A 25,273-nucleotide genomic window follows, 5' to 3' on the forward strand; every position below is an offset into this window, starting at 1 on the left:
TAAGGTTCGGTTTTCTTTCTCTTTTTGCCTATTATTTGGTATAATAAACGGTATGAAAATTGTATCAGGAATCTATGGAGGGCGACCTCTCAAAACGTTAGAAGGAAAGACAACTAGACCGACATCAGATAAGGTTAGAGGAGCTATTTTTAACATGATTGGTCCCTATTTTGAAGGGGGACGTGTTTTGGATCTCTATGCAGGTAGCGGAGGACTATCTATAGAAGCAGTATCGCGTGGCATGTCCAGTGCAGTTTTAGTGGAGAGAGACAGAAAAGCCCAAGCAGTTGTAGCTGAAAATATTCAGATGACCAAGGAAGTTGGAAAATTTCAACTCCTCAAGATAGATGCAGAAAGGGCATTGGAACAGGTATCTGGGGAATTTGACCTCATTTTCTTAGACCCTCCTTATGCCAAGGAACAAATCGTAGCAGATATTGAAAAAATGGCTGAAAGAGAGCTTTTTGCGGAAAATGTCATGGTGGTATGTGAGACAGATAAATCTGTAGAACTTCCAGAAGAAATTGCTTGCCTTGGAATCTGGAAGGAAAAAATTTATGGAATTAGTAAGGTGACAGTTTATGTCAGATAAAATCGGTTTATTTACAGGTTCATTTGATCCAATGACAAATGGACACTTGGATATCATTGAGCGAGCTAGCAAGCTTTTTGAGAAGCTTTATGTTGGTATTTTTTATAATCCTCACAAAGAAGGATTTCTAACACTTGAAAGCCGTAAAAGAGGATTAGTGAATGCTCTAAATCATTTGGAAAATGTAGATGTTGTGCTTTCTCATGATGAATTAGTAGTTGATGTCGCAAAGCAATTAGGTGCTACTGTTTTAGTCAGAGGTTTGAGAAATGCGACGGACCTTGAATATGAAGCGAGCTTTGATTATTACAATCATCAGTTGTCTCCTGAAATAGAGACTATTTATTTACGTAGTAGACAAGAACATCTCTATATCAGCTCTTCAGCTGTTCGAGAACTTTTGAAATTTGGTCAGGATCTTGCTCCGTATGTTCCTAATAGTATTTTGGAGGAAATAAGAAATGAAAAAAAATACTAGATGGCCCTTATATGTCATTCTTACCCTAATAGTTACATTCTTGGCCTTTGTAGTGCCATTACCCTACTATATAGAAGTTCCAGGTGGCTCTGAAGATATTCGTCAAGTATTAAAAGTCAATGACACAGAAGATAAGGAAGCAGGAGCCTATCATTATGTTACTGTTGGTGTCCAGCATGCTACTTTAGCTCATATTATCTATGCTTGGTTAACACCTTTTACAGATATTCGTAGTGCTCAAGAAACCACTGGTGGGTCTTCTGATGTTGAATTTATGCGGATCAATCAATTCTACATGCAAACATCACAAAACATGGCCAAGTATCAAGGTCTTAAGACAGCTGGGAAAGAAATTGAACTCAAGTATCTTGGTGTCTATGTTCTTACTGTGACGGATAATTCAACCTTTAAAGGTATTTTAAATATCTCTGATACGGTCACAGCAGTCAATGATAAAACATTTGATAGTTCCAAAGATTTAATTGATTACGTTAATTCACAAAAGCTAGGTGATACGGTTAAGGTGACCTATGAAGAAGATGGGCAAACCAAGTCTGCTGAAGGAAAAATTATCACCTTAGAGAATGGTAAGAACGGGATTGGTATTGGCTTGATTGACCGTACAGAAGTGACTAGCAATGTTCCGATTCGATTTTCAACAGCTGGAATTGGGGGGCCAAGTGCTGGTCTTATGTTTAGTCTTGCCATTTACACCCAGATAGCTGATCCAGCTCTTCGTCATGGACGTATTGTAGCAGGGACAGGAACTATTGACCGTGATGGCAATGTGGGTGACATTGGAGGAGTTGACAAGAAAGTTGTAGCTTCAGCTAGACAAGGGGCTTCAGTTTTCTTTGCTCCGGATAATCCAGTTTCTGAAGAGGAGAAAAAAGCTCATTCTGATGCAAAAAACAATTACCAAACGGCCCTAGAAGCTGCTAAAGAAATCAAGACAGAAATGAAAATTGTCCCTGTTAAAACCTTGCAAGATGCCATTGATTACTTGAAAAACAATCCCTAGTTTAAGGTGAGAGTTTCCAAACTAGCGAAGAAGTGGAGAAGATGGTATAATAGTCAAATGGTTCAATTATTATTCACTCTAAGCAGTCACATGCTCTTTATTTATGTGAGTTTTTACCTTTTAAAGGATCTTGTTAGATGGGAAAAGGTTTTAAAAGTGACAACTGAGAATACAGGAAAAGTTCGTTTACTAGTAGCCTTTTTCAGCATTGTAATGGGCTATATCTTGAGTTCTTTCTTTATCAGTTTATATCAGTTGTGGCAAGAAGCGTTTAGAGGGCTACTATGAATGTTTATCAATGAGTTCCCCTCAATAAGCTATTTTTGCTACAAAGAACTTTATAGAAAGTAAGAGTGTTTATGGATATTGTAATCTTATTACTGATATCGTTATTGATTTATTTGTTACCTCAAAATAAGGAATATCTAAATGTTAAAACCACATCGGGTCTAAGAGGTTTCCTGGCTCTAGGAATCATTTTTCACCACTTGTCTCAATGGGTTACAACAGGTACAGAATTTTCTAATTTCTCATATATGGGAACTTATATTGTATCTATCTTTTTCTTTTTATCTGCCTACGGATTATATATTCAAAATGAGAATAAAAATAATTACCTGGATAGTTTTTTAATCAGGAGACTTTCAAAAATCTTGTTTCCATTTTTTGCTATTTCTTCAATTTATCTGATTTACAGAGTTTTGGATGGACAATTGTTGGATTTGACTTTTTTTGTTAACTTGTTTGTAAAAGGAAGAACTATTATATACAATGGATGGTTTGTAAATGTAATTATCTTTTTGTATTTATGCTTCTATCTATCTTTTAAATTTTTTAATAATAAGGTATTATCTATTGTTCTCAATACAATATTTATATTCTGTTTTATCTGCTTAGCTATAAAGTTAGGCTATGGTTTTTGGTGGTATAACAGCACTCTTGCCTTTATTATTGGTTTAATATGGGCTAAAAATCAAGAGAAGATTGATAAAATATTAGAAAAACATTATTTTGTCGTACTTATTTTAATCACTGTGTTACTTTTTGTTTCACACCAGTATAATAATTTATTGAATTATTTAAATTTGAAGGATAGCTATAGTTATGCGATTGCTGCTAATGTGGACAATCTCATTTTTACAGTTTATTTCATTGTTCTTTTTATGAAGAAACTAAATTTTTCAAATAAATATTTAGTTTTTGTAGGTAAGATATCATTCGAATTATATATGATACATGGTCTTGTAATGTCTATATTAGGAAAAATATTTGTGTCATCGAGTCTTAATGATGTGTTATTTACGATTCTTGTTTTAATGATTAGTTTAGCTTTTGCTTGGCTTATTCATAAAGCAATTAGTAAGATTAGTTTGAAGCTAAGTTCAGTATAAAATCAACAGCAAAGGAAATAAGTATGGAAAAAATTGTGGTTCAAGGCGGTGATAATCGTCTAGTCGGTAGTGTTACCATAGAAGGAGCAAAAAATGCAGTGTTACCCTTGCTAGCTGCAACTATTTTAGCAAGTGAAGGTAAGACAATTTTGCATAATGTTCCAATTTTGTCAGACGTGTTCACAATGAATCAGGTAGTCTCTGGTTTGAATACCAAGGTTAAGTTCGATCAAGAAGGACACATAGTCGAAGTGGATGCGACTGGTGAAATTACGGAAGAAGCACCTTATAAATATGTTAGCAAGATGCGTGCCTCTATTGTTGTTCTAGGCCCCATCCTTGCTCGTGTAGGCCATGCTAAGGTATCCATGCCAGGCGGTTGTACAATTGGTAGTCGTCCGATTGATCTTCACCTAAAAGGATTGGAAGCAATGGGTGCCCAAATTACTCAAACAGCTGGCTATATTGAAGCTAAGGCCGAGTGTTTACATGGAGCTCATATTTATATGGATTTCCCAAGTGTTGGTGCCACACAAAACTTGATGATGGCAGCAACCTTGGCTGATGGTACTACAGTTATTGAAAATGCTGCGCGTGAGCCAGAAATTGTAGATTTAGCGATTCTATTAAATGAAATGGGAGCTAAGGTAAAAGGTGCAGGTACTGAGTCTATTACCATTACAGGTGTAGACAAGCTTCACGGAGCAACTCACCATGTGGTACAAGACCGAATTGAAGCTGGTACTTTTATGGTGGCTGCAGCGATGACTGGTGGTGATGTGTTAATTCGAGATGCCGTTTGGGAACACAACCGCCCCTTGATTGCAAAAATGCTTGAAATGGGTGTTGAAGTAATTGAAGAAGACGAAGGGATTCGTGTTCGTTCTCAACTAGAAAATCTGAAAGCTGTTCATGTAAAAACCTTGCCACACCCAGGTTTTCCAACGGATATGCAGGCCCAATTTACTGCTTTGATGACAGTAGCAAAGGGTGAGTCTACTATGGTAGAGACAGTCTTTGAAAATCGATTCCAACATTTAGAAGAAATGCGACGTATGGGCTTGCATTCTGAGATTATTCGTGACACAGCACGCATTGTAGGTGGTCAGCCTCTCCAGGGTGCAGAAGTTCTATCAACAGATCTTCGTGCTAGTGCAGCTTTGATTTTAACAGGTTTGGTTGCTCAGGGAGAAACTGTAGTTGGTAAATTAGTCCACCTTGACAGAGGCTACTATCATTTTCATGAGAAATTAGCTAAGCTAGGAGCAAACATTCAGCGAATTGAGGCAACTGATGACGATGAATAAAAACACTTCTTATGTAGTCCGACGTTTATTTTTACTAATTCTTGTTCTAGTTTTGGGGCTTTTAGCTCTCGGAATTGGTTTAATGGTTGGATATGGAATTTTAGGTAAGGGACAGGATCCTTGGGCTATTTTGTCTCCTGCTAAATGGCATGAATTGATGAGTAAATTTACAGGAAATTAGGCTGGCTGACCAGTCTTTTTCTAAAGGAAGGGAGAAATATGGATAAAAAAACAAGACAGGCTCTGATTGGATTCTTGTTGTTCTTACTTTTATCTGCAGGAAGTTACTACATTAAGCAGATACAGACAGGAAATCAAACTCCTAAAACCAAGCTTAGTCAGAAAAAACAAGCTTCTGAGGCTCCTAGTCAAGAATTAGCAGAGAGTATCTTAACAGACGCAGTCAAGAGTCAAATAAAAGGGAGTCTTGAGTGGAATGGATCAGGTGCTTTTATCGTCAATGGTAATAAAACAAATCTAGATGCTAAAGTTTCTAGTAAACCTTATGCGGATAATAAAACGAAACTGGTCGGTAAGGAAACAGTGCCAACTGTAGCCAATGCCCTTTTATCAAAGGCCACTCGTCAGTATAAAAATCGTGAAGAAACAGGAAATGGATCAACATCTTGGACACCTCCAGGTTGGCATCAGGTCAAAAATTTAAAAGGTTCCTATACGCACGCAGTTGATAGAGGACACTTATTGGGTTATGCCTTAATTGGTGGTTTAGATGGTTTTGATGCCTCAACCAGCAATCCTAAAAATATAGCCGTTCAAACGGCCTGGGCCAATCAGGCTCAAGCTGAAGATTCGACAGGTCAAAACTATTATGAAAGTATGGTACGAAAAGCCTTAGACCAAAATAAACGAGTTCGCTATCGTGTCACTCTTTACTACGCTTCAAATGAGGATTTGGTACCGTCAGCTTCTCAAATTGAAGCCAAATCTTCTGATGGTGAATTAGAGTTCAATGTTCTAGTCCCAAATGTCCAAAAAGGACTGCAATTGAATTATCGAACTGGGGAAGTGACACTTACCCAATAGACAAGAAATCAATTAAAGCCCCCTGTCAGCTAATGATAGAGGGCTTTTTTGTTCAATAAAATAAATAATGAGTATCCTCAGATTTTTTGTGATATAATGGAAAATAAGTTACTATTTTAGGAGAAGAACCATGGAAGACCCAAGCAGTCAGAATTTGTTGCTACAATTTGTATTATTGTTTATCTTGACCCTACTCAATGCTTTTTTCTCAGCTACAGAAATGGCGATGGTTTCTCTAAACCGATCACGTGTTGAACAAAAAGCAGAAGAAGGGGATAAACGCTATATCCGCTTACTTAAAGTGCTGGAAAATCCAAATCATTTTTTATCCACTATTCAAGTAGGGATTACGTTGATTACCATCTTGTCAGGGGCTAGTTTAGCAGAAACACTTGGACGGGAAATTGCATTTTGGATCGGCAATAGCGAAACAGCCTATGCTATCGCAAGTTTTCTATCACTAGCATTTTTGACCTATATTTCCATCGTTTTTGGAGAATTGTATCCAAAGAGAATTGCTTTAAATTTAAAAGATGCTTTGGCTATTCGTACAGCACCGGTCATCATTGCTCTAGGTAAAATTGTTAGTCCTTTTGTCTGGCTTCTATCTGCATCAACGAATCTCTTGAGTCGATTAACACCGATGACATTTGACGATGCTGATGAAAAGATGACTCGGGATGAAATTGAGTACATGCTGACAAACAGTGAAGAAACACTAGATGCAGATGAAATTGAGATGTTGCAGGGGATTTTTTCACTTGATGAACTCATGGCTAGAGAAGTGATGGTCCCACGTACAGATGCTTTTATGGTGGATATTCAAGATGATACTCAAACCATTATTCAAAGTATTTTGAAACAAAATTTTTCTCGTATTCCAGTTTATGATGGTGATAAGGACAATGTCATTGGATTAATTCATACTAAGAGTCTTCTTAAGGCGGCCTATGATGATGGGTTTGACAACATTGTCTGGAAAAGAATTTTACAAGACCCCCTCTTTGTTCCTGAAACGATCTTTGTAGATGATTTGTTAAAAGAGCTTCGTAATAGTCAGAGACAAATGGCAATCCTTCTTGATGAGTACGGAGGAATGGCTGGATTGGTGACACTAGAAGATCTTCTAGAGGAAATCGTTGGTGAAATAGATGACGAAACGGACCGAGCTGAAGTCTATGTTCATACGATAGGTGAGAATACTTACATCGTCCAAGGGACAATGACCTTAAATGACTTTAATGATTATTTTGATGTCGAACTAGATAGTGACGACGTTGATACAATTGCAGGTTTTTACTTAACAGGCGTTGGAACAATACCAAGTAACGAAAAATTGAGTTATGAGTTGCTTAGTAAAAATAAGCAGTTGAATCTAACAAATGATAAGGTGAAGAATGGACGTGTTACCAAGGTAAAAGTACAAATCACTGAACTTGAATTAGAAGAAGAAATAGACTAAATGGAGGCTTTTGTCGCAATGTACGACAAGGCTTTTTTAGTTTTATAATCAGTTTTAAAATGATTGATTGACAACTCCTTGTTATGGACTATACAGATCTCTAACTCGCCCCATAACTTTTTCTTATTTGTAGTTATTAAACCACAGATAAAAACAAAAAAACCCGTAAAATTGGGCTTTCTTTTCGGATAAATTCCTATAAATTGCTTTTAAAAAGGCGGTAGACGGATTTGAACCGACGATCAAGCTTTTGCAGAGCCGTGCCTTACCACTTGGCTATACCGCCATAACTTTTACTATTATACCTTGAAAATGAAATTCAGTCAATAGCTTTTTTTAATTTTTGTGGGAATAAGCCTAAATATTCTGAAAATTCGTTTACTTTTTTTGAAATCTATGATATAATTAATGATGATCTATACTTTATAAGAGGAGTTAAGAAATGAAAAAAAGTCAAGTGCTTGCTGTATCAGGAGCCGTTTTGTTAGCATCAGGAGTACTCGTTGCGTGCTCAAGTTCAAATACATCTTCAAATAATGCTAAACTCGCAAAAGATTATCAATATGTTTATCAAACAGATCCAGAAACATTAGACTATGTTGTTAGTAATGTTGACTCAACATCTTTTATTACAACAAATGCAGTTGATGGATTGTTGGCTAATGATAAATATGGTAACCTGGTTCCTTCTATTGCTGAATCATGGACAGTTTCAAAAGATGGTTTGACTTATACCTATAAAATCCGTAAGGATGCCAAATGGGTGACAGCAGAGGGAGAAGAATACGCTCCTGTAACTGCTAAAGACTTCGTTACTGGTTTGAAACACGCCGTAGATGGAAAATCAAAAGGACTTTCAATCGTTAGCTCTTCTATTAAGGGATTAGAAGCCTATATCAAGGGTGAAACAAGCGATTTTTCAACCGTTGGAGTAAAAGCACTTGATGATCAAACACTAGAATATACCTTGAACCAGCCAGAAACTTTCTGGAATGACAAGACCACTAGTGGTGTTTTGATGCCGGTTAATGAAGAATTCTTAACTTCAAAAGGGGAAGGTTTTGGTGCCCCAACCGATGCTAACTCTATTCTTTATAACGGTCCATTTGTCTTAAAATCTGTAACTCCAAAATCATCTATCGAGATGGCTAAAAATGATGCTTACTGGGACAAAGAAAATGTAAAAATTGAGAACGTTAAGTTCACTTTCTGGGATGGTAAGGACCAAGATGTGATTGCTAAAGGTTTTGCTGATGGTCAATATAGCAAGGCTCGTATCTTCCCTACAAGTTCTACATATGAAAAATATGCAGCTGACTTCAAAGATAACATTTACTTTAATGAACCAGGAGCGGGTGTTGCAACTGTCAGCTTGAATTATGGCCGTACAACCTATAACCACACTGCCAAAACAAGTGATGCCCAAAAGACATCTACTCAGAAAGCATTGCTAAACAAGGAATTTCGTCAAGCCTTGAACTTTGCGGTCGATCGCAATTCTTACTCAGCTCAAACAAATGGTACTGATGGAGCTGCAGTAGCCATCCGTAATACATTTGCACCATATAATCTTCAAGTTGGTAAGAAAACATTTGGTGAATTGGTACAAGATAGCTTGGCTAAGACAAATTCTTCTACTTGGTCAAACGTGTCTCTAGCAGATTCTCAAAATGGACTTTACAATGAAGAAAAAGCGAAAGAAGTCTTTGCTAAAGCAAAATCAAGCCTACAAGCTGAAGGTGTTGAATTCCCAATTCACTTGGATGCCTTGGTTATCCAAGAATCAACAGCGGTTGTAAACCGTGTTCAATCATTGAAACAATCAATTGAAAAAGTATTGGGTTCAGATAATGTTGTTGTAGACTTACAACAAATGACTCAAGCAGAAGTTTTACCAATTTCATTTAGCGCTCCAACAGCTAAAGAACAAGACTGGGATATCCATACCTTGCTAGGATGGAACCCTGACTATCAAGATCCTTCTACTTTCTTGGATCAATTCGTCCTTAAGGGAGGAAGCACTCGCCTTTACCTTGGTATTGACCAAAACACAGATGCATCAGTAGTAAGCAAACTTGGTTTAGCTGACTATGGAAAATTACTCGATGACGCAAACAGCGAAAACCAAGATGTTCAAAAACGTTATGAAAAATACGCGGTGGCACAAGCTTGGTTGACTGATAATGCTTTGACAATTCCAGTAATGGCTTCTCCAAAAGAAACAGCCGTTTCATATGTTTCAAAAGTTCTACCATTTAGCTCTTCATATTCAGTAGCCGGTCTTAAAGGTGAAAATTCAGGATACTTGAAGTACACTGAAGTTGGTGAAAAAGCAATTACCAAAGAAGAGTATGAAAAAGCTCGTGAAAAATGGTTGAAAGAAAAGACTGAGTCAAACGAGAAAGCTCAAAAAGAATTGGCGACACATGTGAAGTAAATAATTTTCAATAGAACTTTCTCTCCATGAGGAGAAGGTTCTTTTGGGATTTTTAAAGGAAATGATATGAAAAAATATATTTTTATGCGTGTTCTGCGGTCATTGGTTTCTATCTTCTTAGTAACAACCTTGACTTACACGATTATCTATACATTGGTTCCTAGAAAGTTAATTTTCAAGCAGGATACCAACTATAACAAGATTGCAACAACTGCTGATAAACGTGATAATTATGAAAATACGGTTTATGAGCGTATGGGATATATTGAGTATTACGACACCAAAGAATTGCAGGAAAAAGCTAGTAGTATGGATTCTTCTGTAACAGTTGAAGCTAACGAAAGCAACAAGGCTATCTACGAAAAATACATCAAACAAATTGGTCATGGATGGACCTTGGGAGTATTCTCGGAAAGTGGTCAATTCTATGCTACTCGTGAAATCCCAATTTTTGAGCGTGTTTTCAAGTTCTATGCTAATTTGATTGAGATTGATCATACAAATAAAATTCAAGACCCTGAAAATCCAGATTTGAAACGTTACCTTCGTTTTGAGAATGATCCTGCTGTAGGATGGTCGCTTGTTGGTTCAGGAACCAAACATAAATACCTTTTGTATTTTAACAGTCAATTCCCATTTGTCCACCAAAACTTTGTGAATGTGAACTTGGGTGATTCTTATCCAACTTATGCAAATAGCCCTGTATTACAGGTTATTACACAAGGCCAAGGTCAGACTAAGACATCACAAGTTCAATTTCCAACAGGTAAGAAAACATCTTCTGTAAACATTTATTCTAGAACCTATAAATCACCTAGTCAGGCTGATTCACGTGAAGTTGCCAACTATGGAAAAGATGACCCATATACTGCAACTGAGAGTAACTACCAATATCCATCTATGATTGCTAGCTCTGCAGTTGTCGGCTTGATTGGTTTGATTATTTCCTACGCAATTGCAGTACCACTTGGTTCAGCTATGGCTCGTTTCAAGAACACTTGGATTGATAGTTTCTCAACAGGGGCTTTGACCTTCTTGATGGCTCTTCCAACCATTGCCTTGGTTTACATTGTTCGCTTGGCAGGTTCTTCTATTGGTTTACCAGATTCATTCCCTATCTTGGGTGCGGGAGATTGGCGTTCATATGTCTTGCCAGCAGTTATCCTTGGTTTACTAGGTGCTCCTGGAACAGCAATCTGGATTCGTCGTTATATGATTGACTTGCAATCACAGGACTTTGTTCGTTTTGCTCGTGCAAAAGGTTTGTCTGAAAAAGAAATTTCAAACAAACACATCTTTAAAAATGCTATGGTACCGTTGGTATCAGGTATCCCTGGTGCCGTTATCGGGGTTATCGGTGGTGCTACATTGACGGAAACAGTCTTCGCCTTCCCAGGTATGGGTAAAATGTTGATTGACTCTGTCAAAGCATCAAACAACTCTATGGTTGTTGGTTTGGTCTTCATCTTTACATGTATCTCTATCTTCTCTCTTCTTTTAGGAGATATTTGGATGACCATGATTGACCCACGTATTAAATTGACTGAGAAAGGAGGCAAATAATGTCTACAATTGATAAAAGTAAATTTCAGTTCGTAAAACGTGACGATTTTGCCTCTGAAACTATTGATGCTCCAGCCTATTCTTACTGGGGTTCAGTATTTAGACAATTTATGAAGAAAAAATCAACTGTAGTTATGTTGGGAATCTTGGTAGCCATCATTTTGATGAGCTTCATTTACCCAATGTTTTCTAAGTTTGATTTTAATGACGTCAGCAAGGTAAATGACTTTAGTGCTCGTTATATCAAACCAAATGCAGAGCATTGGTTCGGTACAGACAGTAACGGTAAATCACTCTTTGACGGTGTTTGGTTCGGAGCTCGTAACTCTATCCTTATTTCTGTGATTGCGACAGTAATTAACTTGGTTATCGGTGTTTTTGTCGGTGGTATTTGGGGAATTTCAAAATCAGTTGACCGTGTGATGATGGAAGTTTATAACGTCATCTCAAACATTCCCTCTCTTTTGATTGTCATTGTCTTGACTTACTCAATCGGTGCTGGATTCTGGAATTTGATTTTTGCCATGAGTGTAACAACATGGATTGGGATTGCCTTCATGATTCGTGTGCAAATCCTTCGTTACCGTGACTTGGAATACAACTTGGCGTCACGTACTTTGGGAACACCGACCTTGAAGATTGTTGCCAAGAATATCATGCCACAATTGGTATCTGTTATTGTGACAACCATGACACAAATGCTTCCAAGCTTTATCTCATACGAAGCCTTCTTGTCTTTCTTCGGTCTTGGATTACCGATTACAGTGCCAAGTTTGGGTCGTTTGATTTCTGATTATTCACAAAACGTTACAACCAATGCTTACTTATTCTGGATTCCTTTAACAACCCTTGTTTTGGTATCCTTGTCCCTTTTCGTAGTTGGTCAAAACCTAGCGGATGCTAGTGATCCACGTACACATAGATAGGAGTAGAAATGACAAAAGAAAAAAATGTAATTTTGACTGCTCGCGATATTGTCGTGGAATTTGACGTTCGTGACAAAATTTTAACAGCTATTCGCGGAGTTTCTCTCGAGTTGCTTGAAGGTGAAGTTTTGGCATTGGTTGGGGAGTCAGGATCAGGTAAATCTGTTTTGACAAAGACTTTCACAGGTATGCTTGAAGAAAATGGTCGTATTGCCCAAGGAAGTATTGACTACCGTGGTCAAGATTTGACAGCTTTATCTTCTCACAAAGATTGGGAACAAATTCGTGGTGCTAAGATTGCGACTATCTTCCAGGACCCAATGACTAGTTTGGACCCAATTAAAACAATTGGTAGTCAGATTACAGAAGTTATTGTAAAACACCAAGGTAAAACAGCCAAGGAAGCAAAAGAATTGGCGATAGATTACATGAATAAGGTTGGCATTCCAGAAGCGGAAAGACGTTTTGATGAATATCCCTTCCAATATTCTGGAGGTATGCGTCAACGTATCGTTATTGCTATTGCCCTTGCCTGTCGTCCTGATGTTTTGATCTGTGATGAGCCAACAACGGCCTTGGACGTGACTATCCAAGCACAGATCATTGATTTGTTGAAATCTTTGCAAAATGAGTACCATTTTACAACTATTTTCATTACCCATGACCTTGGTGTAGTTGCAAGTATTGCTGATAAGGTAGCCGTAATGTATGCTGGAGAAATTGTTGAGTATGGAACGGTTGAGGAAGTCTTCTATGACCCTCGCCACCCTTATACTTGGAGCCTCTTGTCTAGTTTACCTCAACTTGCTGATGATTCAGGAGAATTGTATTCTATCCCAGGAACACCTCCATCACTATATACTGAGTTAAAAGGGGATGCCTTTGCCTTGCGTTCTAATTATGCAATGCAGATTGATTTTGAGCAAAAAGCACCTCAATTCTCAGTTTCAGAAACTCATTGGGCAAAAACATGGCTTCTTCACGAGGATGCTCCAAAAGTAGAAAAACCAGCTGTCATCGCAAATCTTCATGAAAAAATTCGTGATAAAATGGGATTTGCCCATCTGGAAGGTTAGGAGGAAGGAAATGTCTGAAAAATTAGTAGAAATTAAAGATTTAGAAATTTCCTTCGGTGAGGGAAGTAAAAAGTTTGTTGCCGTAAAAAATGCCAACTTCTTTATTAACAAGGGAGAAACTTTCTCGCTTGTTGGAGAGTCTGGAAGTGGAAAAACAACCATTGGCCGGGCTATTATTGGTTTAAATGATACTAGTAATGGGGATATCATTTTTGAAGGTCAAAAAATCAATGGGAAGAAGTCTCGTGAACAAGCTTCTGAGTTGATTCGTCGTATCCAGATGATTTTCCAAGACCCTGCTGCGAGTTTGAATGAACGTGCGACTGTTGATTATATTATTTCTGAAGGTCTTTATAATCACCATCTCTTTAAGGATGAAGAAGAACGGAAAGAAAAAGTACAAAATATTATTCGTGAAGTTGGGCTTTTGGCTGAGCATTTGACACGTTATCCACATGAGTTCTCAGGTGGGCAACGTCAACGTATTGGTATTGCCCGTGCTTTAGTTATGCAACCAGATTTTGTTATTGCAGACGAACCGATTTCAGCCTTGGACGTTTCTGTTCGTGCTCAAGTTTTAAACTTGCTTAAGAAATTCCAAAAAGAACTTGGTTTGACTTATCTCTTCATCGCCCATGATTTGTCTGTGGTTCGCTTCATCTCAGATCGTATTGCGGTTATCTACAAGGGTGTGATTGTGGAAGTTGCAGAAACGGAAGAATTGTTCAATAATCCAATTCACCCATACACACAAGCCTTACTTTCAGCAGTACCAATTCCAGATCCGATTTTGGAACGTAAGAAAGTCTTAAAAGTTTATGATCCAGGTCAACATGACTATGAAACTGATAAACCATCTATGGTAGAAATCCGTCCAGGTCACTATGTGTGGGCTAACCAAGCAGAATTGAATCGCTATAAACAAGATATACGCTAATTATGGTTTTATAATTTCCAAGAAAATTTTTCTGGGAATTATAAACCTTTTTTTGACCTTTGGCAACTATAGTTGATAGGAAACTCATAATTTGAAAAGTAGAAAAAACCATCTAATGCAGCCCTTGAGAATAGGACTTTAGATGGTTTTTATAGTACTGTTTAGTTTTCTTTTAATTTAGCTAATTCCTGTGCAAGTAGTTTAAGGGCCACTTGTGGGTTGGCTTGGCCTTTGGTTGCTTTCATAAGGAATCCTGTGAAAGCCTTGTCTGCGTTACGTTTGCCTGACTTGAAGTCGGCAACAGCAGCTTCGTTATCCGCAAAGACCTGGTGAATGATTGGAATCAAGACAGCTGGATCTGAGATTTGAACCATACCTGCTTTTTCTACGTATTCACGCGCGCCGCCACCATTTTTAGCCAGGTGGACAAAGACTTTCTTAGCGATTTTAGAAGAGATAGTGCCATCTTCGATAATAGCAATCATTTCAACCAAGTTTTCTGGTGTCAATTCGATTTGTTCAAGTGTCTTACCTTCAGCATTCAAGAATTGAGCGACTTCCCCTTGGAGCCAGTTAGAAACTTGTTTGGCATCACCGCCTAGGGCAACAGCTTTCTCAAAGAAGTCAGAAGTGACTTTATTTGCAGTTAACTGGCTGGCATCGTAGTCTGACAAGCCAAGGTCAGATACATAGCGAGCACGGCGTTCTTTCGGAAACTCTGGCAACTCTGTTCGCATTTCCTCAATCCACTCGTCTGAAATTTCAAAGAGGGGTAAGTCTGGCTCTGGGAAGTAGCGGTAGTCTGCAGCACCTTCCTTGACACGCATGAGGATGGTTGCCTTGTTGGCTTCATCATAACGGCGTGTTTCCTGGCGGATTTGACCACCTGAGCGTAGGATTTCAGCTTGACGTTGAACTTCGTATTCAAGCCCTTTACGGACATTTGAGAAGGAGTTGAGGTTTTTCAACTCAGTCTTGGTACCGAATTTCTCTTGACCATAAGGACGAAGAGAGATATTGGCATCCACACGCATAGAACCTTCTTCCATCTTAACGTCAGAAATACCAGCGTACTGGATGACTTCCTTGAGGGCTGTTAGATAAGCATAGGCTTCTTCTGGTGAACGCATGTCCGCTTCAGATACAATCTCAATCAATGGCACACCTTGACGGTTGAGGTCAACATAAGAGTAACCATCTGTACCATGGGTGTTCTTACCTGCATCTTCTTCCAAGTGAGCACGTTCGATACCGATTTTCTTGGTCGTACCGTCCTCTAGCTCTACTTCAATCCAACCATTATAGCCGATTGGTTCATCAAACTGAGAAATTTGGTATGCCTTTGGGTTATCAGGGTAGAAGTAGTTCTTGCGGTCGAAGTGCATTTTTTTGTGGATGTCCATGTTTAGGGCAAGAGCAGCTTTGATACCAGCATCGACCACCCCTTTATTGAGAACTGGTAGAACTCCTGGGAAAGACCAGTCAATCACGTTAGTGTTGGCATTTTGGTCGTTTCCAAAGTGGGCAGAAGTAGGTGAGAAGATTTTTGAATTGGTGTTGAGCTCTACGTGGACTTCAAGTCCGATGACTGTTTCAAAGTTCATTAGTTGTCACCTCCAAAAATCACGGGTTGTTGTTTGTGGTAATCTGTTGTTGCTTCAAAGGCAGCAGCAGCTTGGTAAATGGTTTCCTCAGAGTACTTAGGACCGATTAATTGCAATCCTACTGGAAGACCTTGAACAAATCCAGCAGGGATAGAAATTCCTGGAAGTCCAGCTAAGTTGACAGGGATTGTCAAAAGGTCAGCCAGGTACATTGCAACTGGATCATGGCTGAGTGAATCTAAGTCATAGGCTACACTTGGAGCAGTTGGACCTAAGATCAAATCATAGTCTGCAAAGACTTTTTCGAAATCTTGGATGATGAGGGTACGGACTTGTCCAGCCTTCTTGTAGTAGGCATCGTAGTAACCTGATGAAAGGCTGAAAGTACCAAGCATGATACGGCGTTTCACTTCTTCACCGAAACCTTGGCTACGGCTGTTTACATAGATTTCATCAAGGTTGGTCGCATCCTCTGCGCGGTAGCCGTAACGGATACCATCAAAGCGTTGCAAGTTTGATGAAGCTTCAGATGAAGCGATGATGTAGTAAACGGCAACACCGTATTTAGAGTGAGGAAGGCTGACTTCTTCAACTTTAGCACCCAGTTTTTCAAAGTGTTTAGCGGCATTAAGGATAGTTTCTTTAACCTCTGGATCAATCCCTTCTCCAAGGTATTCCTTAGGCAAAGCGATTTTCATGCCCTTGATGTCTTGTCCGATTTTTGAAGTAAAGTCGGCAATGCGGACGGGAGCAGAAGTAGAGTCTTTGGCATCTTCGCTGGCAATCGCATTGAGTAAGAGGGCATTTTCCTTAACCGTTGGTGCAAAAGGTCCAATCTGGTCTAATGAACTACCAAAGGCAATGAGACCGAAACGTGAAACTGTTCCGTAGGTTGGTTTGAGACCAACAATCCCATTGAAGGCAGCAGGTTGGCGGATAGAGCCACCAGTATCAGAACCAAGTGACAAGCGGACTTGGCCTGACGCTACAGCTGCGGCAGAACCACTAGACGAGCCACCAGGAACCTTGCTGTGGTCCCAAGCGTTTTTAGTTGCTCCGTAGTGTGAAGTTTCACCTGAACCACCCATGGCAAATTCGTCCATGTTGGTCTTTCCGACGACAATCATACCCTTGGCTTTGGCATTAGCAACGGCTGTTGCATCAAAGATTGGCTCATAGTTGTAGAGCATTTTTGAGGCTGCAGTTGTGAGGATACCATCTGTAGAAATGTTATCCTTAACTGCAAGTGGGATTCCTGAAAGGATATTATCAGCGTCAATCCCTGCCTCATCAATGACTTTGGCTTGAGCAAGAGCCTTCTCCTCAGCGATGGTAACAAAAGCGTTGATAGCTGTCTCGCGAGATTTGATATCTTCAAGTGTTGCTTGGGTTAATTCAGTCGCAGAAATTTCCTTAGAAACAAGGAGATTGTGCAAGTCTTCAATAGTTTTGTTATTAAAAGTCATTAGGCATCTCCTCCATCGTCTAGGATAGCTGGTACCTTGATATAGTAGTTGTCTTTTTCAGGTACGTTTTTAAACAAGCGATCACGGTCAGTTCCTTCTTCTGCCACATCAGGGCGGAGTACAGTCTTGCGGTCAGCCATAGTAGTCGTTGGTGAGACACCAGTTGTGTCAACTTCGCCCAGCAATTCAACCATGTCAACAATCTTAGACAAGGTAGTCGCAAAGGCAGCAGTTTCTTCTTCAGAGAATCTTAATTTTGAGAGATTGGCAACGTGTGTTACCTCTTCTTGCGTAATTTTCATCTTGCATCCTTTCGTGAAATGATGATTTTTAGTCTGTTCTATTTTACCATATTTTCCTATAAATAAGGGAGCCAAACTGAAAAGAAATAGAAATTGAAAAATCGTTGCTAATTCGCTATAATGGTTAAACTAGATAGTTGAAAGAATAGGATTTAGAATAGAAAAATGTTAGATCAATTGATTACCAGAACGCAGACAACTCCACCTCCCATATCCTTTTTTTGGTATGGGGTTATGGTTCTCAGCTTAGTGTTGTCTATTTACAGTTCGCTGACATATTATAAAAATCCACGATTTGTGAAGCTTTTTAAGGGGATTCAGATTCTTCAACTATTGGCCCTCTATAGCTGGTATATTGGTTTTCAAATTCCGTTTTCAAACAGTCTTCCTTTCTATCATTGCCGGTTGGCTATGTTCGCGGTTGTTTTCTTGCCTGACAAATGGAAAAGCAAGCAGTATTTTGCTCTTTTAGGAGCTAGCGGTGCAGTATTTGCCTTACTTTATCCCGTTTTTGATCCCTACGATTTTCCGCATATTACTAGCTTTTCCTTCTTAATTGGGCACTATGCTCTTTTGATCAATTCCTTGGTTTATCTGATGAATCACTATGATAAAACCTTATTGAAAAAGTATAAAATAATCGTCTACACCTTTATTTTAAACCTCTTCCTTGTTGGGGTTAATCAGGTAACAGGTGGGAATTACGGTTTATTAAATAAGACTCCTTTTATTCCTACTGCACCATTATGGATTAAGTATTTTCTTGTTTCAGTTATACTTTCTTTAGCCTTGCTTCTCTTTGATATAGTGTTCAAGAAAAGATGGCGAATGAAGAGTGAGCTGAGTCTGTAATCTTGTCTGATGTTTCCTTGGATGTTGGATTGAAAAACTTATAGATTTTCGATATAATGGAGTGTTGAAAGGAATGGTAAAATCCAATGTAAAAATCATTCTCAGCTATTAAAACAGATAAAAATAGATTTAAAAGAAAGAGAACTTATGAATATTCAAGAAGAAATTAAGAAACGTCGTACCTTTGCTATCATCTCCCACCCGGACGCGGGTAAAACGACCATCACTGAGCAGTTGCTCTACTTTGGGGGAGAAATTCGTGAGGCCGGTACGGTAAAAGGGAAGAAAACAGGAACTTTTGCCAAGTCCGACTGGATGGATATCGAGAAGCAACGTGGGATTTCGGTTACTTCATCTGTTATGCAATTTGACTACGACGGCAAACGAGTCAATATCCTAGATACCCCAGGGCACGAGGACTTCTCAGAAGATACCTATCGTACCTTGATGGCGGTAGATGCTGCTGTTATGGTCGTGGACTCTGCCAAAGGTATTGAGGCCCAAACCAAGAAATTGTTTGAGGTTGTGAAACACCGTGGTATTCCAGTCTTTACCTTTATGAACAAGCTTGACCGTGACGGTCGTGAACCACTAGACCTCTTGCAAGAGTTGGAAGAAGTCTTGGGTATTGCTAGCTATCCTATGAACTGGCCTATCGGGATGGGGAAAGCTTTTGAGGGTTTATATGACCTTTATAACCAACGCTTGGAACTCTATAAAGGGGATGAGCGTTTTGCTAGCTTAGAAGATGGAGATAAGCTTTTTGGAAGCAATCCTTTCTACGAGCAAGTCAAGGATGATATTGAACTTTTAAATGAAGCTGGAAATGAGTTTTCAGAGGAAGCAATCCTTGCAGGTGATTTGACACCTGTCTTCTTTGGGTCAGCCCTTACAAACTTTGGTGTGCAGACCTTCCTTGAAACCTTCCTTAAGTTTGCTCCAGAACCACATGGTCACAAGAAAACAGACGGTGAAATTGTGGATCCTTATGACAAGGATTTCTCAGGATTTGTCTTTAAAATCCAAGCCAACATGGATCCTCGTCACCGTGACCGTATCGCCTTTGTCCGTATCGTATCAGGCGAATTTGAGCGCGGTATGAGTGTCAACCTGCCTCGTACTGGTAAGGGTGCTAAACTGTCTAATGTTACCCAGTTTATGGCAGAGAGTCGTGAGAATGTGACCAATGCAGTAGCTGGAGATATTATCGGGGTTTACGATACAGGTACTTATCAGGTTGGGGACACTTTGACAGTTGGAAAAAACAAGTTTGAATTCGAACCCCTACCAACCTTTACGCCTGAGATTTTCATGAAAGTATCTGCTAAGAATGTCATGAAGCAGAAATCCTTCCACAAGGGAATTGAGCAATTGGTACAAGAAGGAGCCATCCAGCTTTACAAGAATTACCAAACAGGTGAGTACATGCTAGGAGCAGTCGGTCAACTTCAGTTTGAAGTCTTTAAGCACCGTATGGAAGGTGAGTACAATGCAGAAGTTGTCATGAGCCCAATGGGTAAAAAGACCGTTCGTTGGATTAAGCCAGAGGACTTAGATGAACGCATGTCGTCGAGTCGAAATATCTTGGCCAAAGACCGCTTTGACCAACCAGTCTTCCTCTTTGAAAATGACTTTGCCCTTCGCTGGTTTGCGGACAAGTATCCAGACGTAGAGTTGGAAGAGAAGATGTAGATCGCCAAAGTTACTTGATTGTGTAACAATCTAAGTAACTAACGCCAAGTTTCTATGGAACTTGGCTAGGCGCTCCACTAGTAAAGTTTTACGAATAATATCGATTCGTAAAACTTTACGTCGTAACTGGTAGTGAGCAGTCTAGCTAACTGCCTTACTAACTACGTTTGGCAAATGGAATCGGTTTGCCAAACTCCGTGTCGTGGTGTAAAAATCGGTTTACCTAAACGCTTCACTAGGAAAAGTCCACGAATATTATAGATTCGTGGATTTTTCCGTCGTAACAGAAAGGAAGTAGCCTAGCTAACTGCCTTACTAACTGAATAAATTGAAAAATAGCCTAGCTATCTAGAAAAAGATCAATAGAATGTCTACGATTATCACCTAATCGTGGGCATTTTTGATAGGAGTGGCAGAGGAGAATCGATTTATTTCGAACGATTTTTTATGAAAATCTATTGTCATAAGATCTACCTAGATAGTATTTTTGCATTAGATTATGAATAATCAATGAAACATGAATAGTCAATTTTTTATATTTTGTTTATATAATATATTGAAAATCCGAATGTTATATACTTTTTACAACTAAAATAAATTTAGTTATATATATTTTAAAAAGTTTTTTGAGACTTTTTATACCTAGCTATTAGATATTGATAGAGAGCTTATAAATGGTCGATGTTTCAAAATATTTGAACGATAATATTATATGAAAAATATATCAAATGTCTTGACTAGCGTTTGCACTTGGGGTATACTGTAAGAGTATGATTAAAATAAGGTGGATTGTCCACTTTTGGTATGTAACGAAAGGGTAAAACATGTTTTTTAGACGTCAGAATGGGGAATATAGAGAGACAGACCGTGTGACTCGGTTCAAATTAATTAAATCAGGAAAACACTGGTTGCGTGCTTCAACCTCTCTTTTTGGTTTGTTTAGAGTCTTACGAGGTGGGGTTGATACTAGCCAAGTTATGACGGAAGTAGTAGAAGATAAGGTCAATCCTTCTATTACAGGTCTAGATATTATAAAGGGACTTGCTGCCACGGGGGCTGTTTTAGGTGGAACTGCCGCAACTCAAACAAAGGTTTTTGCCAATGATACGGTAGCTGTTGAGAAGACTCTAGAAAATCCAGATTTGTTGGTTACCAATGATACGGTAGTTTTGGGTACGACATCTACTAGCAATTCTGAAAACTCTAGTAGCTTATCTCGTTCTGTGAGTGAAAGTGCTTCAGTCTCAGACTCTATTTCTATTAGTTCTTCAACTAGCACCTCTCTAAGCACTTCAGCAAGTACCAGCGCATCGGCTTCAGCAAGCACTAGCGCATCGGCCTCAGCAAGCACTAGCGCATCGGCTTCAGCAAGTACTAGCGCTTCAACTTCAGCAAGTACCAGTGTATCGGGTAGCTCATCAACTAGTCATTCATCTACGAATTCTCTAAGTAATTCATCGGATAAGAAAAACTCTGCTAGTCAAACAAGTAGTACATCAAACTCTACTAGTGTTTCGAATGAAGAAACAACTGCCAACTCTCAAACTGAGAAGAAATCATCTGACTTTAAGGAATCACAAGCAAGTAAACTTGATTTTTCTATTTTAAAACCTGCTGGCATTGAGTCGAATTTGGTTACATCAGGATCTGATGTAACCAGCTTAGTCGGTGTGACCGCTGGAGCTATTGCGACTTCCGAAGTTTCTGCTAAACAAAATGATGAAAATCGTAAGAAGTTGACAAAACTTTCAGCTGAGATGGGTGAGTATCTAGCTAAAGCTGTTGGGTTACCAAATACTGACTCTGCTATCACTAAGGTCAACTCTGCGGTAACTGACATTGAAAAAGCCTTGGCTGATCCAACTAGTGATTTGACAGCAGTGGTGCAAAAAGCGACTCAAGCTCGTAATTCTATTGTCAATGCTGTTTTGAGAGCGCAATCAGGTGCGCGTGATGCCCGTAATGGTCAAGCCATGTTGCGCGATGCTTCCCTTCGTGCAAGTTGGGCTCCTTCTCAGAATGACGGGCGTATGGAGGTAAGTAGTCCAGGTGCTACTTTTGATAAGGCTACTGGTATCGCAACGTACACCATGAATGTTCAGGCGAGTAGTGCTTTGCACAATGTTGGTGTTAAGATAAATGTCGGCCGAGGAGGTCATGTCCAAAGTGCAACATTTAATGGCAACTCTATGGAGAAAACCTACACTCAGGGTTCCGAAATTGTTTATAATTACAGACATGGACAAAATAGAAACTTAAGTGGTAGGATTGAAGTCAGAGTTAAATACGATAACAATGTGCCGACTGCAGAGGCTGATATGCAGGTGCAGGTCAGCTCAGCCCCAATCGGGAAAAATACCCCAGGGAATGCTTCAACTGTACAACATGGAAGTGTTGCAACAGGGTATACTGCATCAAAACCGACACCCCCACCTTCTGTGAGTAAATCAGGTCCAATTATCCAGAATAATAATGGAACTCATTTTGATGTTTATAATGATGATTATTTCGTTCATAATCTTCCTATTTTAAAAAATGGAGCTAGTATCCGCCAATATGGAATTATCAAGCAGGATGCTATTCCTGGAGTCACTTATGGCGGACAATTGATGGGTCAAGAAATAAATCGACCTAATCCGAGATATAATCCTTACGTTCCTAGTACTGGAAGCCCATGGTTAAATCAAACAAAGGAAATTAAAGATATTGGAACGGGTATATCGGGTACTGTAGGTAACGGTGAGGCATCCGCTGAAGTAGGAAAAACCTATAGCTATAGTATTGGTGCAGTTGATTGGGGAAATAAATCCTCTGAGGCTACTCTTACCTATACTATCAAGGGATTCAACGAGCGTCATGATGTTCAAAGTGGAGATGTTGTTCAAGTTAAGGATTTGGAGCATTTAACACCGCAAGAAATTGCAGAAGTTTATAATAACTTTATTAATAATCCAGCAAATAACCGTAATTTACTATCTAATCAAGACCTTGCTAAAAGAGGAATAACCCCACAAGTAACTTCGGACGCAAATGGTACCGTTTTAACCTTCCCAGGCACTAGAGCTAAAATAGAAGTCTCAACAAATGGTACGATCACAGTGACCTATCGTGATGGTACCACAAGTACTATCAATGCTACCTTAGAAAAATACAATCCAATTGCCAAAGTTCCTAAAGTTTATACCTATATTGGTGAACAGGCGAGCGACTTGGAAACTGCAAGTAACTTTATCCAGCGTGCTAACGGTAAAGAATTCCCTACTGGAACAAATATCACTTGGAAACAAGGGGCAGGAATTAGTACGTCAGAGACAGGCTCTAAACAAGCTATTGCCCATATCGAATATCCTAATGGTGGCAGCGAAGATGTTACTGTAGATTATGAAGTTCTGGCGACAATTAAGCCTAAAGGTCCAGTAAATGATATTCAAGGAACACCACCTCATAAGGGAACAGTTTGGCATAATTATGTTGATAAAGAGGGAACTGCTGGATATCCAAGTGGTGCAAACCAAGCTTGGAGTAAAAATGGTCAAGTAGTTTCTGACTCACCTATCAATACAAATGAGGCAGGAAGAAATACCTACCAAGTGACCTTTACCTATCCGGTAGGTCGTATGGGGGAAAATGACTCTAATAAACTAAGTCATACAGTTGATGTTGTTCATGATGTCTATAAGTTTGAATCAAATCGTTCTTATGTCTTTACTGAAAATAAGACAGATGATCCGGCTTATAAACAAGCTGTAGCAAATCCTAAAGAAGCAGTTACAAAAGTATCGGGAAGTCCAACTTTTAACGCGGCAAATACTAATTTCAATTGGGTTGGTGGCGCTCCGTCACTCACTGAGGTAGGAGTCTTTACTAAGGAAGTAGAAGTAGAACTGCCTGCAGATTCAACAGGTGTCAGAGTTAAACAGAATGTCCCTGTTACTGTGAAAGTAAATCCACAAGCGCCTGAAATTGCATCTGATTCAGTTACTGAAAAAGGTGGTTTGCCAAATCGTTCGATTGTGGTAAATAACGTAACTCCAGGAGCAACCGTCACTTTAACGATTGCAGGTCAAACAGTTAAAAAACAAGCAACAGGAACAAGTCTGACATTTGAACCGTCTGATTTGAAAGGCGTTACGGATGCCAATAATGGACTCTTACCTACAGGAAATGTAACGGTTAAACAAGAGAAAGTTGTAACGACTTCTGGAAGAACAGAGACCCTTACTTCTGCCACAACTACTAAGACCATTACTAAAGAAAATGTAAATCCAAATCCTGAATTTGAAATCTATGTCAAGAATAATGGTAAGTGGGAAAAACTTTCTCCGAAAAATAATGTCCGTCCTGGTACGAGTGGATACGAGATTTTTGCAGGAGATGAAGTTAAAGTTGTCTTAAAAGGTTCAGATAATAGTGGCAAAATCAAAGAACTGAAGCTTTATGATGGTATTTCTGATAAAACTAGAATATTCCAAAATGGATATTCTTCGAATGATGGTGCGCCAGGATTCAAGAATACACCGACGAATGCTCCAGCTACTTTAGAGTATACAGCGACTTATAATCCTAATCAGAAATATGCTGATACAAATAAATGGAATCTTGGGACCAAAGTTGTAGACTTGTCTGATAACGAAGCACGCACTCCGACAGTAGTTGTTGCTCAAGGTAAATTGAATGAAAGATTCCCTGGTGTTAAGCCGTCAGAAGTTTTCCAAGTTGAACATCCTAACGCTCTGAACCAGCGTGAGAAAGATAAAATCTTGGCGGCTGTGAAAGCAGCAAATCCAGAGACTGCCAACCGTATCAGCAGTTATTCTATTGCAGAAAATGGAACAGTGACCATCACTTATAAAGATGGAACGGTAAATACGGTAACGCCAAATATATCAGATTCAGATTACCGTGCATCAGTGTCAGCAAGCACAAGCGCGTCGGCATCGGCATCGACAAGTGCCAGTCAATCAGCAAGCACATCGGCGTCAGCTTCAGCAAGCACACGTGCGAGCCAGTCTGCATCAACAAGCGCGTCGGCCTCAGCATCGACAAGCGCGTCAGCTTCAGCAAGCACACGTGCGTCGGCCTCAGCAAGCACAAGTGCATCAGCTTCAGCAAGCACAAGCGCA

Annotated in this window: 20 protein-coding genes and 1 tRNA gene; 17 read left to right on the forward strand and 4 right to left on the reverse strand. The window is 39.3% G+C overall.

Annotation, left to right across the window (positions count from 1 at the left end; all coding sequences use genetic code 11):
• Positions 1–52: 52 nt before the first annotated feature.
• The 9 genes from rsmD (at position 53) to HMPREF1117_RS02600 (ending at position 7,295) form a co-directional block, all read left to right on the forward strand.
• Entirely contained in the window at positions 53–592 is a 540-nt protein-coding gene (gene rsmD / locus HMPREF1117_RS02560) for a 16S rRNA (guanine(966)-N(2))-methyltransferase RsmD (protein ID WP_025171559.1), read from the forward strand.
• Positions 582–1,070, forward strand: a complete 489-nt coding sequence (gene coaD / locus HMPREF1117_RS02565; protein ID WP_001280721.1) for a pantetheine-phosphate adenylyltransferase — start codon at positions 582–584, stop codon at positions 1,068–1,070. Before rsmD ends, coaD begins: the two co-directional genes overlap by 11 nt.
• Positions 1,054–2,091, forward strand: a complete 1,038-nt coding sequence (locus tag HMPREF1117_RS02570; protein WP_000742532.1) for a SepM family pheromone-processing serine protease — start codon at positions 1,054–1,056, stop codon at positions 2,089–2,091. Before coaD ends, HMPREF1117_RS02570 begins: the two co-directional genes overlap by 17 nt.
• A 57-nt stretch (positions 2,092–2,148) precedes the next feature.
• Entirely contained in the window at positions 2,149–2,379 is a 231-nt protein-coding gene (locus HMPREF1117_RS02575) for a DUF1146 family protein (RefSeq protein WP_081480237.1), read from the forward strand.
• Between the two features lie 71 nt (positions 2,380–2,450).
• The gene (locus tag HMPREF1117_RS02580; RefSeq protein ID WP_000355826.1) at positions 2,451–3,482 is read left to right on the forward strand and encodes an acyltransferase family protein; all 1,032 of its coding nucleotides are present in this window, start codon (positions 2,451–2,453) and stop codon (positions 3,480–3,482) included.
• Positions 3,483–3,505: 23 nt separating this feature from the next.
• A complete protein-coding gene (gene murA, locus HMPREF1117_RS02585) occupies positions 3,506–4,789 on the forward strand; it encodes a UDP-N-acetylglucosamine 1-carboxyvinyltransferase (protein WP_000411898.1) in 1,284 nt (427 codons plus the stop codon).
• Positions 4,782–4,970, forward strand: coding sequence for a DNA-directed RNA polymerase subunit beta (locus tag HMPREF1117_RS02590; RefSeq protein ID WP_001039245.1), 189 nt, complete (start codon positions 4,782–4,784; stop codon positions 4,968–4,970). The genes murA and HMPREF1117_RS02590 overlap by 8 nt, the downstream gene beginning before the upstream one ends.
• Positions 4,971–5,008: 38 nt before the next feature.
• Positions 5,009–5,833: a DNA/RNA non-specific endonuclease gene (locus tag HMPREF1117_RS02595; protein ID WP_000358997.1), complete on the forward strand. Its 825-nt coding sequence runs from the start codon at positions 5,009–5,011 to the stop codon at positions 5,831–5,833.
• Between the two features lie 130 nt (positions 5,834–5,963).
• Positions 5,964–7,295 carry a hemolysin family protein gene (locus HMPREF1117_RS02600; RefSeq protein ID WP_000390017.1) on the forward strand — a complete coding sequence of 444 codons (1,332 nt, stop codon included), beginning with the start codon at positions 5,964–5,966 and terminating at the stop codon, positions 7,293–7,295.
• 215 nt (positions 7,296–7,510) lie between these two features.
• On the opposite strand, the gene HMPREF1117_RS02605 is transcribed toward HMPREF1117_RS02600, so the two are convergent.
• Positions 7,511–7,581: transfer RNA gene (locus HMPREF1117_RS02605), tRNA-Cys, on the reverse strand.
• A gap of 156 nt (positions 7,582–7,737) precedes the next feature.
• Here HMPREF1117_RS02605 and HMPREF1117_RS02610 point away from each other — a divergent pair.
• The 5 genes from HMPREF1117_RS02610 (at position 7,738) to HMPREF1117_RS02630 (ending at position 14,234) form a co-directional block, all read left to right on the forward strand.
• Positions 7,738–9,732, forward strand: coding sequence for a peptide ABC transporter substrate-binding protein (locus HMPREF1117_RS02610; RefSeq protein ID WP_000749586.1), 1,995 nt, complete (start codon positions 7,738–7,740; stop codon positions 9,730–9,732).
• 66 nt (positions 9,733–9,798) lie between these two features.
• Complete coding sequence (locus HMPREF1117_RS02615; RefSeq protein WP_000759911.1) at positions 9,799–11,295, forward strand: ABC transporter permease; 1,497 nt, start codon at positions 9,799–9,801, stop codon at positions 11,293–11,295.
• Positions 11,295–12,221, forward strand: coding sequence for an oligopeptide ABC transporter permease OppC (oppC, locus tag HMPREF1117_RS02620; RefSeq protein ID WP_000103705.1), 927 nt, complete (start codon positions 11,295–11,297; stop codon positions 12,219–12,221). The genes HMPREF1117_RS02615 and oppC overlap by 1 nt, the downstream gene beginning before the upstream one ends.
• 8 nt (positions 12,222–12,229) lie before the next feature.
• Positions 12,230–13,297, forward strand: a complete 1,068-nt coding sequence (locus HMPREF1117_RS02625) for an ABC transporter ATP-binding protein (protein ID WP_000159545.1) — start codon at positions 12,230–12,232, stop codon at positions 13,295–13,297.
• 10 nt (positions 13,298–13,307) lie between these two features.
• A complete protein-coding gene (locus tag HMPREF1117_RS02630; RefSeq protein ID WP_001291305.1) occupies positions 13,308–14,234 on the forward strand; it encodes an ATP-binding cassette domain-containing protein in 927 nt (308 codons plus the stop codon).
• Positions 14,235–14,395: 161 nt separating this feature from the next.
• Here the strand turns inward: HMPREF1117_RS02630 and gatB are convergent, their stop codons facing one another.
• Genes gatB through gatC form a run of 3 tightly spaced genes read right to left on the reverse strand, consistent with a single transcriptional unit; the run spans position 14,396 to position 17,606 of the window.
• On the reverse strand, positions 14,396–15,838 hold the full coding sequence (gatB, locus tag HMPREF1117_RS02635) for an Asp-tRNA(Asn)/Glu-tRNA(Gln) amidotransferase subunit GatB (RefSeq protein ID WP_001008655.1): 1,443 nt from the start codon (positions 15,836–15,838) through the stop codon (positions 14,396–14,398).
• Entirely contained in the window at positions 15,838–17,304 is a 1,467-nt protein-coding gene (gatA, locus tag HMPREF1117_RS02640; protein WP_000143704.1) for an Asp-tRNA(Asn)/Glu-tRNA(Gln) amidotransferase subunit GatA, read from the reverse strand. Before gatA ends, gatB begins: the two co-directional genes overlap by 1 nt.
• Positions 17,304–17,606 (reverse strand): Asp-tRNA(Asn)/Glu-tRNA(Gln) amidotransferase subunit GatC, encoded by a 303-nt coding sequence (gene gatC, locus HMPREF1117_RS02645; protein ID WP_000705429.1) that lies wholly within the window; start codon positions 17,604–17,606, stop codon positions 17,304–17,306. The genes gatA and gatC overlap by 1 nt, the downstream gene beginning before the upstream one ends.
• Before the next feature lie 165 nt (positions 17,607–17,771).
• Here gatC and HMPREF1117_RS02650 point away from each other — a divergent pair, with 165 nt between their 5' ends.
• The 3 genes from HMPREF1117_RS02650 to HMPREF1117_RS11855 all read left to right on the forward strand — a co-directional run.
• Positions 17,772–18,458 (forward strand): YwaF family protein, encoded by a 687-nt coding sequence (locus tag HMPREF1117_RS02650; RefSeq protein WP_000886763.1) that lies wholly within the window; start codon positions 17,772–17,774, stop codon positions 18,456–18,458.
• 147 nt (positions 18,459–18,605) lie between these two features.
• The gene (locus tag HMPREF1117_RS02655) at positions 18,606–20,150 is read left to right on the forward strand and encodes a peptide chain release factor 3 (protein WP_001025434.1); all 1,545 of its coding nucleotides are present in this window, start codon (positions 18,606–18,608) and stop codon (positions 20,148–20,150) included.
• Between the two features lie 824 nt (positions 20,151–20,974).
• Positions 20,975–25,273 (forward strand): accessory Sec-dependent serine-rich glycoprotein adhesin (locus HMPREF1117_RS11855; RefSeq protein ID WP_000466196.1); only part of this gene is annotated, 4,299 nt, incomplete at its 3' end.

It is taken from the genome of Streptococcus sp. SK643, from assembly GCF_000259505.1.
Lineage (GTDB): Bacteria > Bacillota > Bacilli > Lactobacillales > Streptococcaceae > Streptococcus.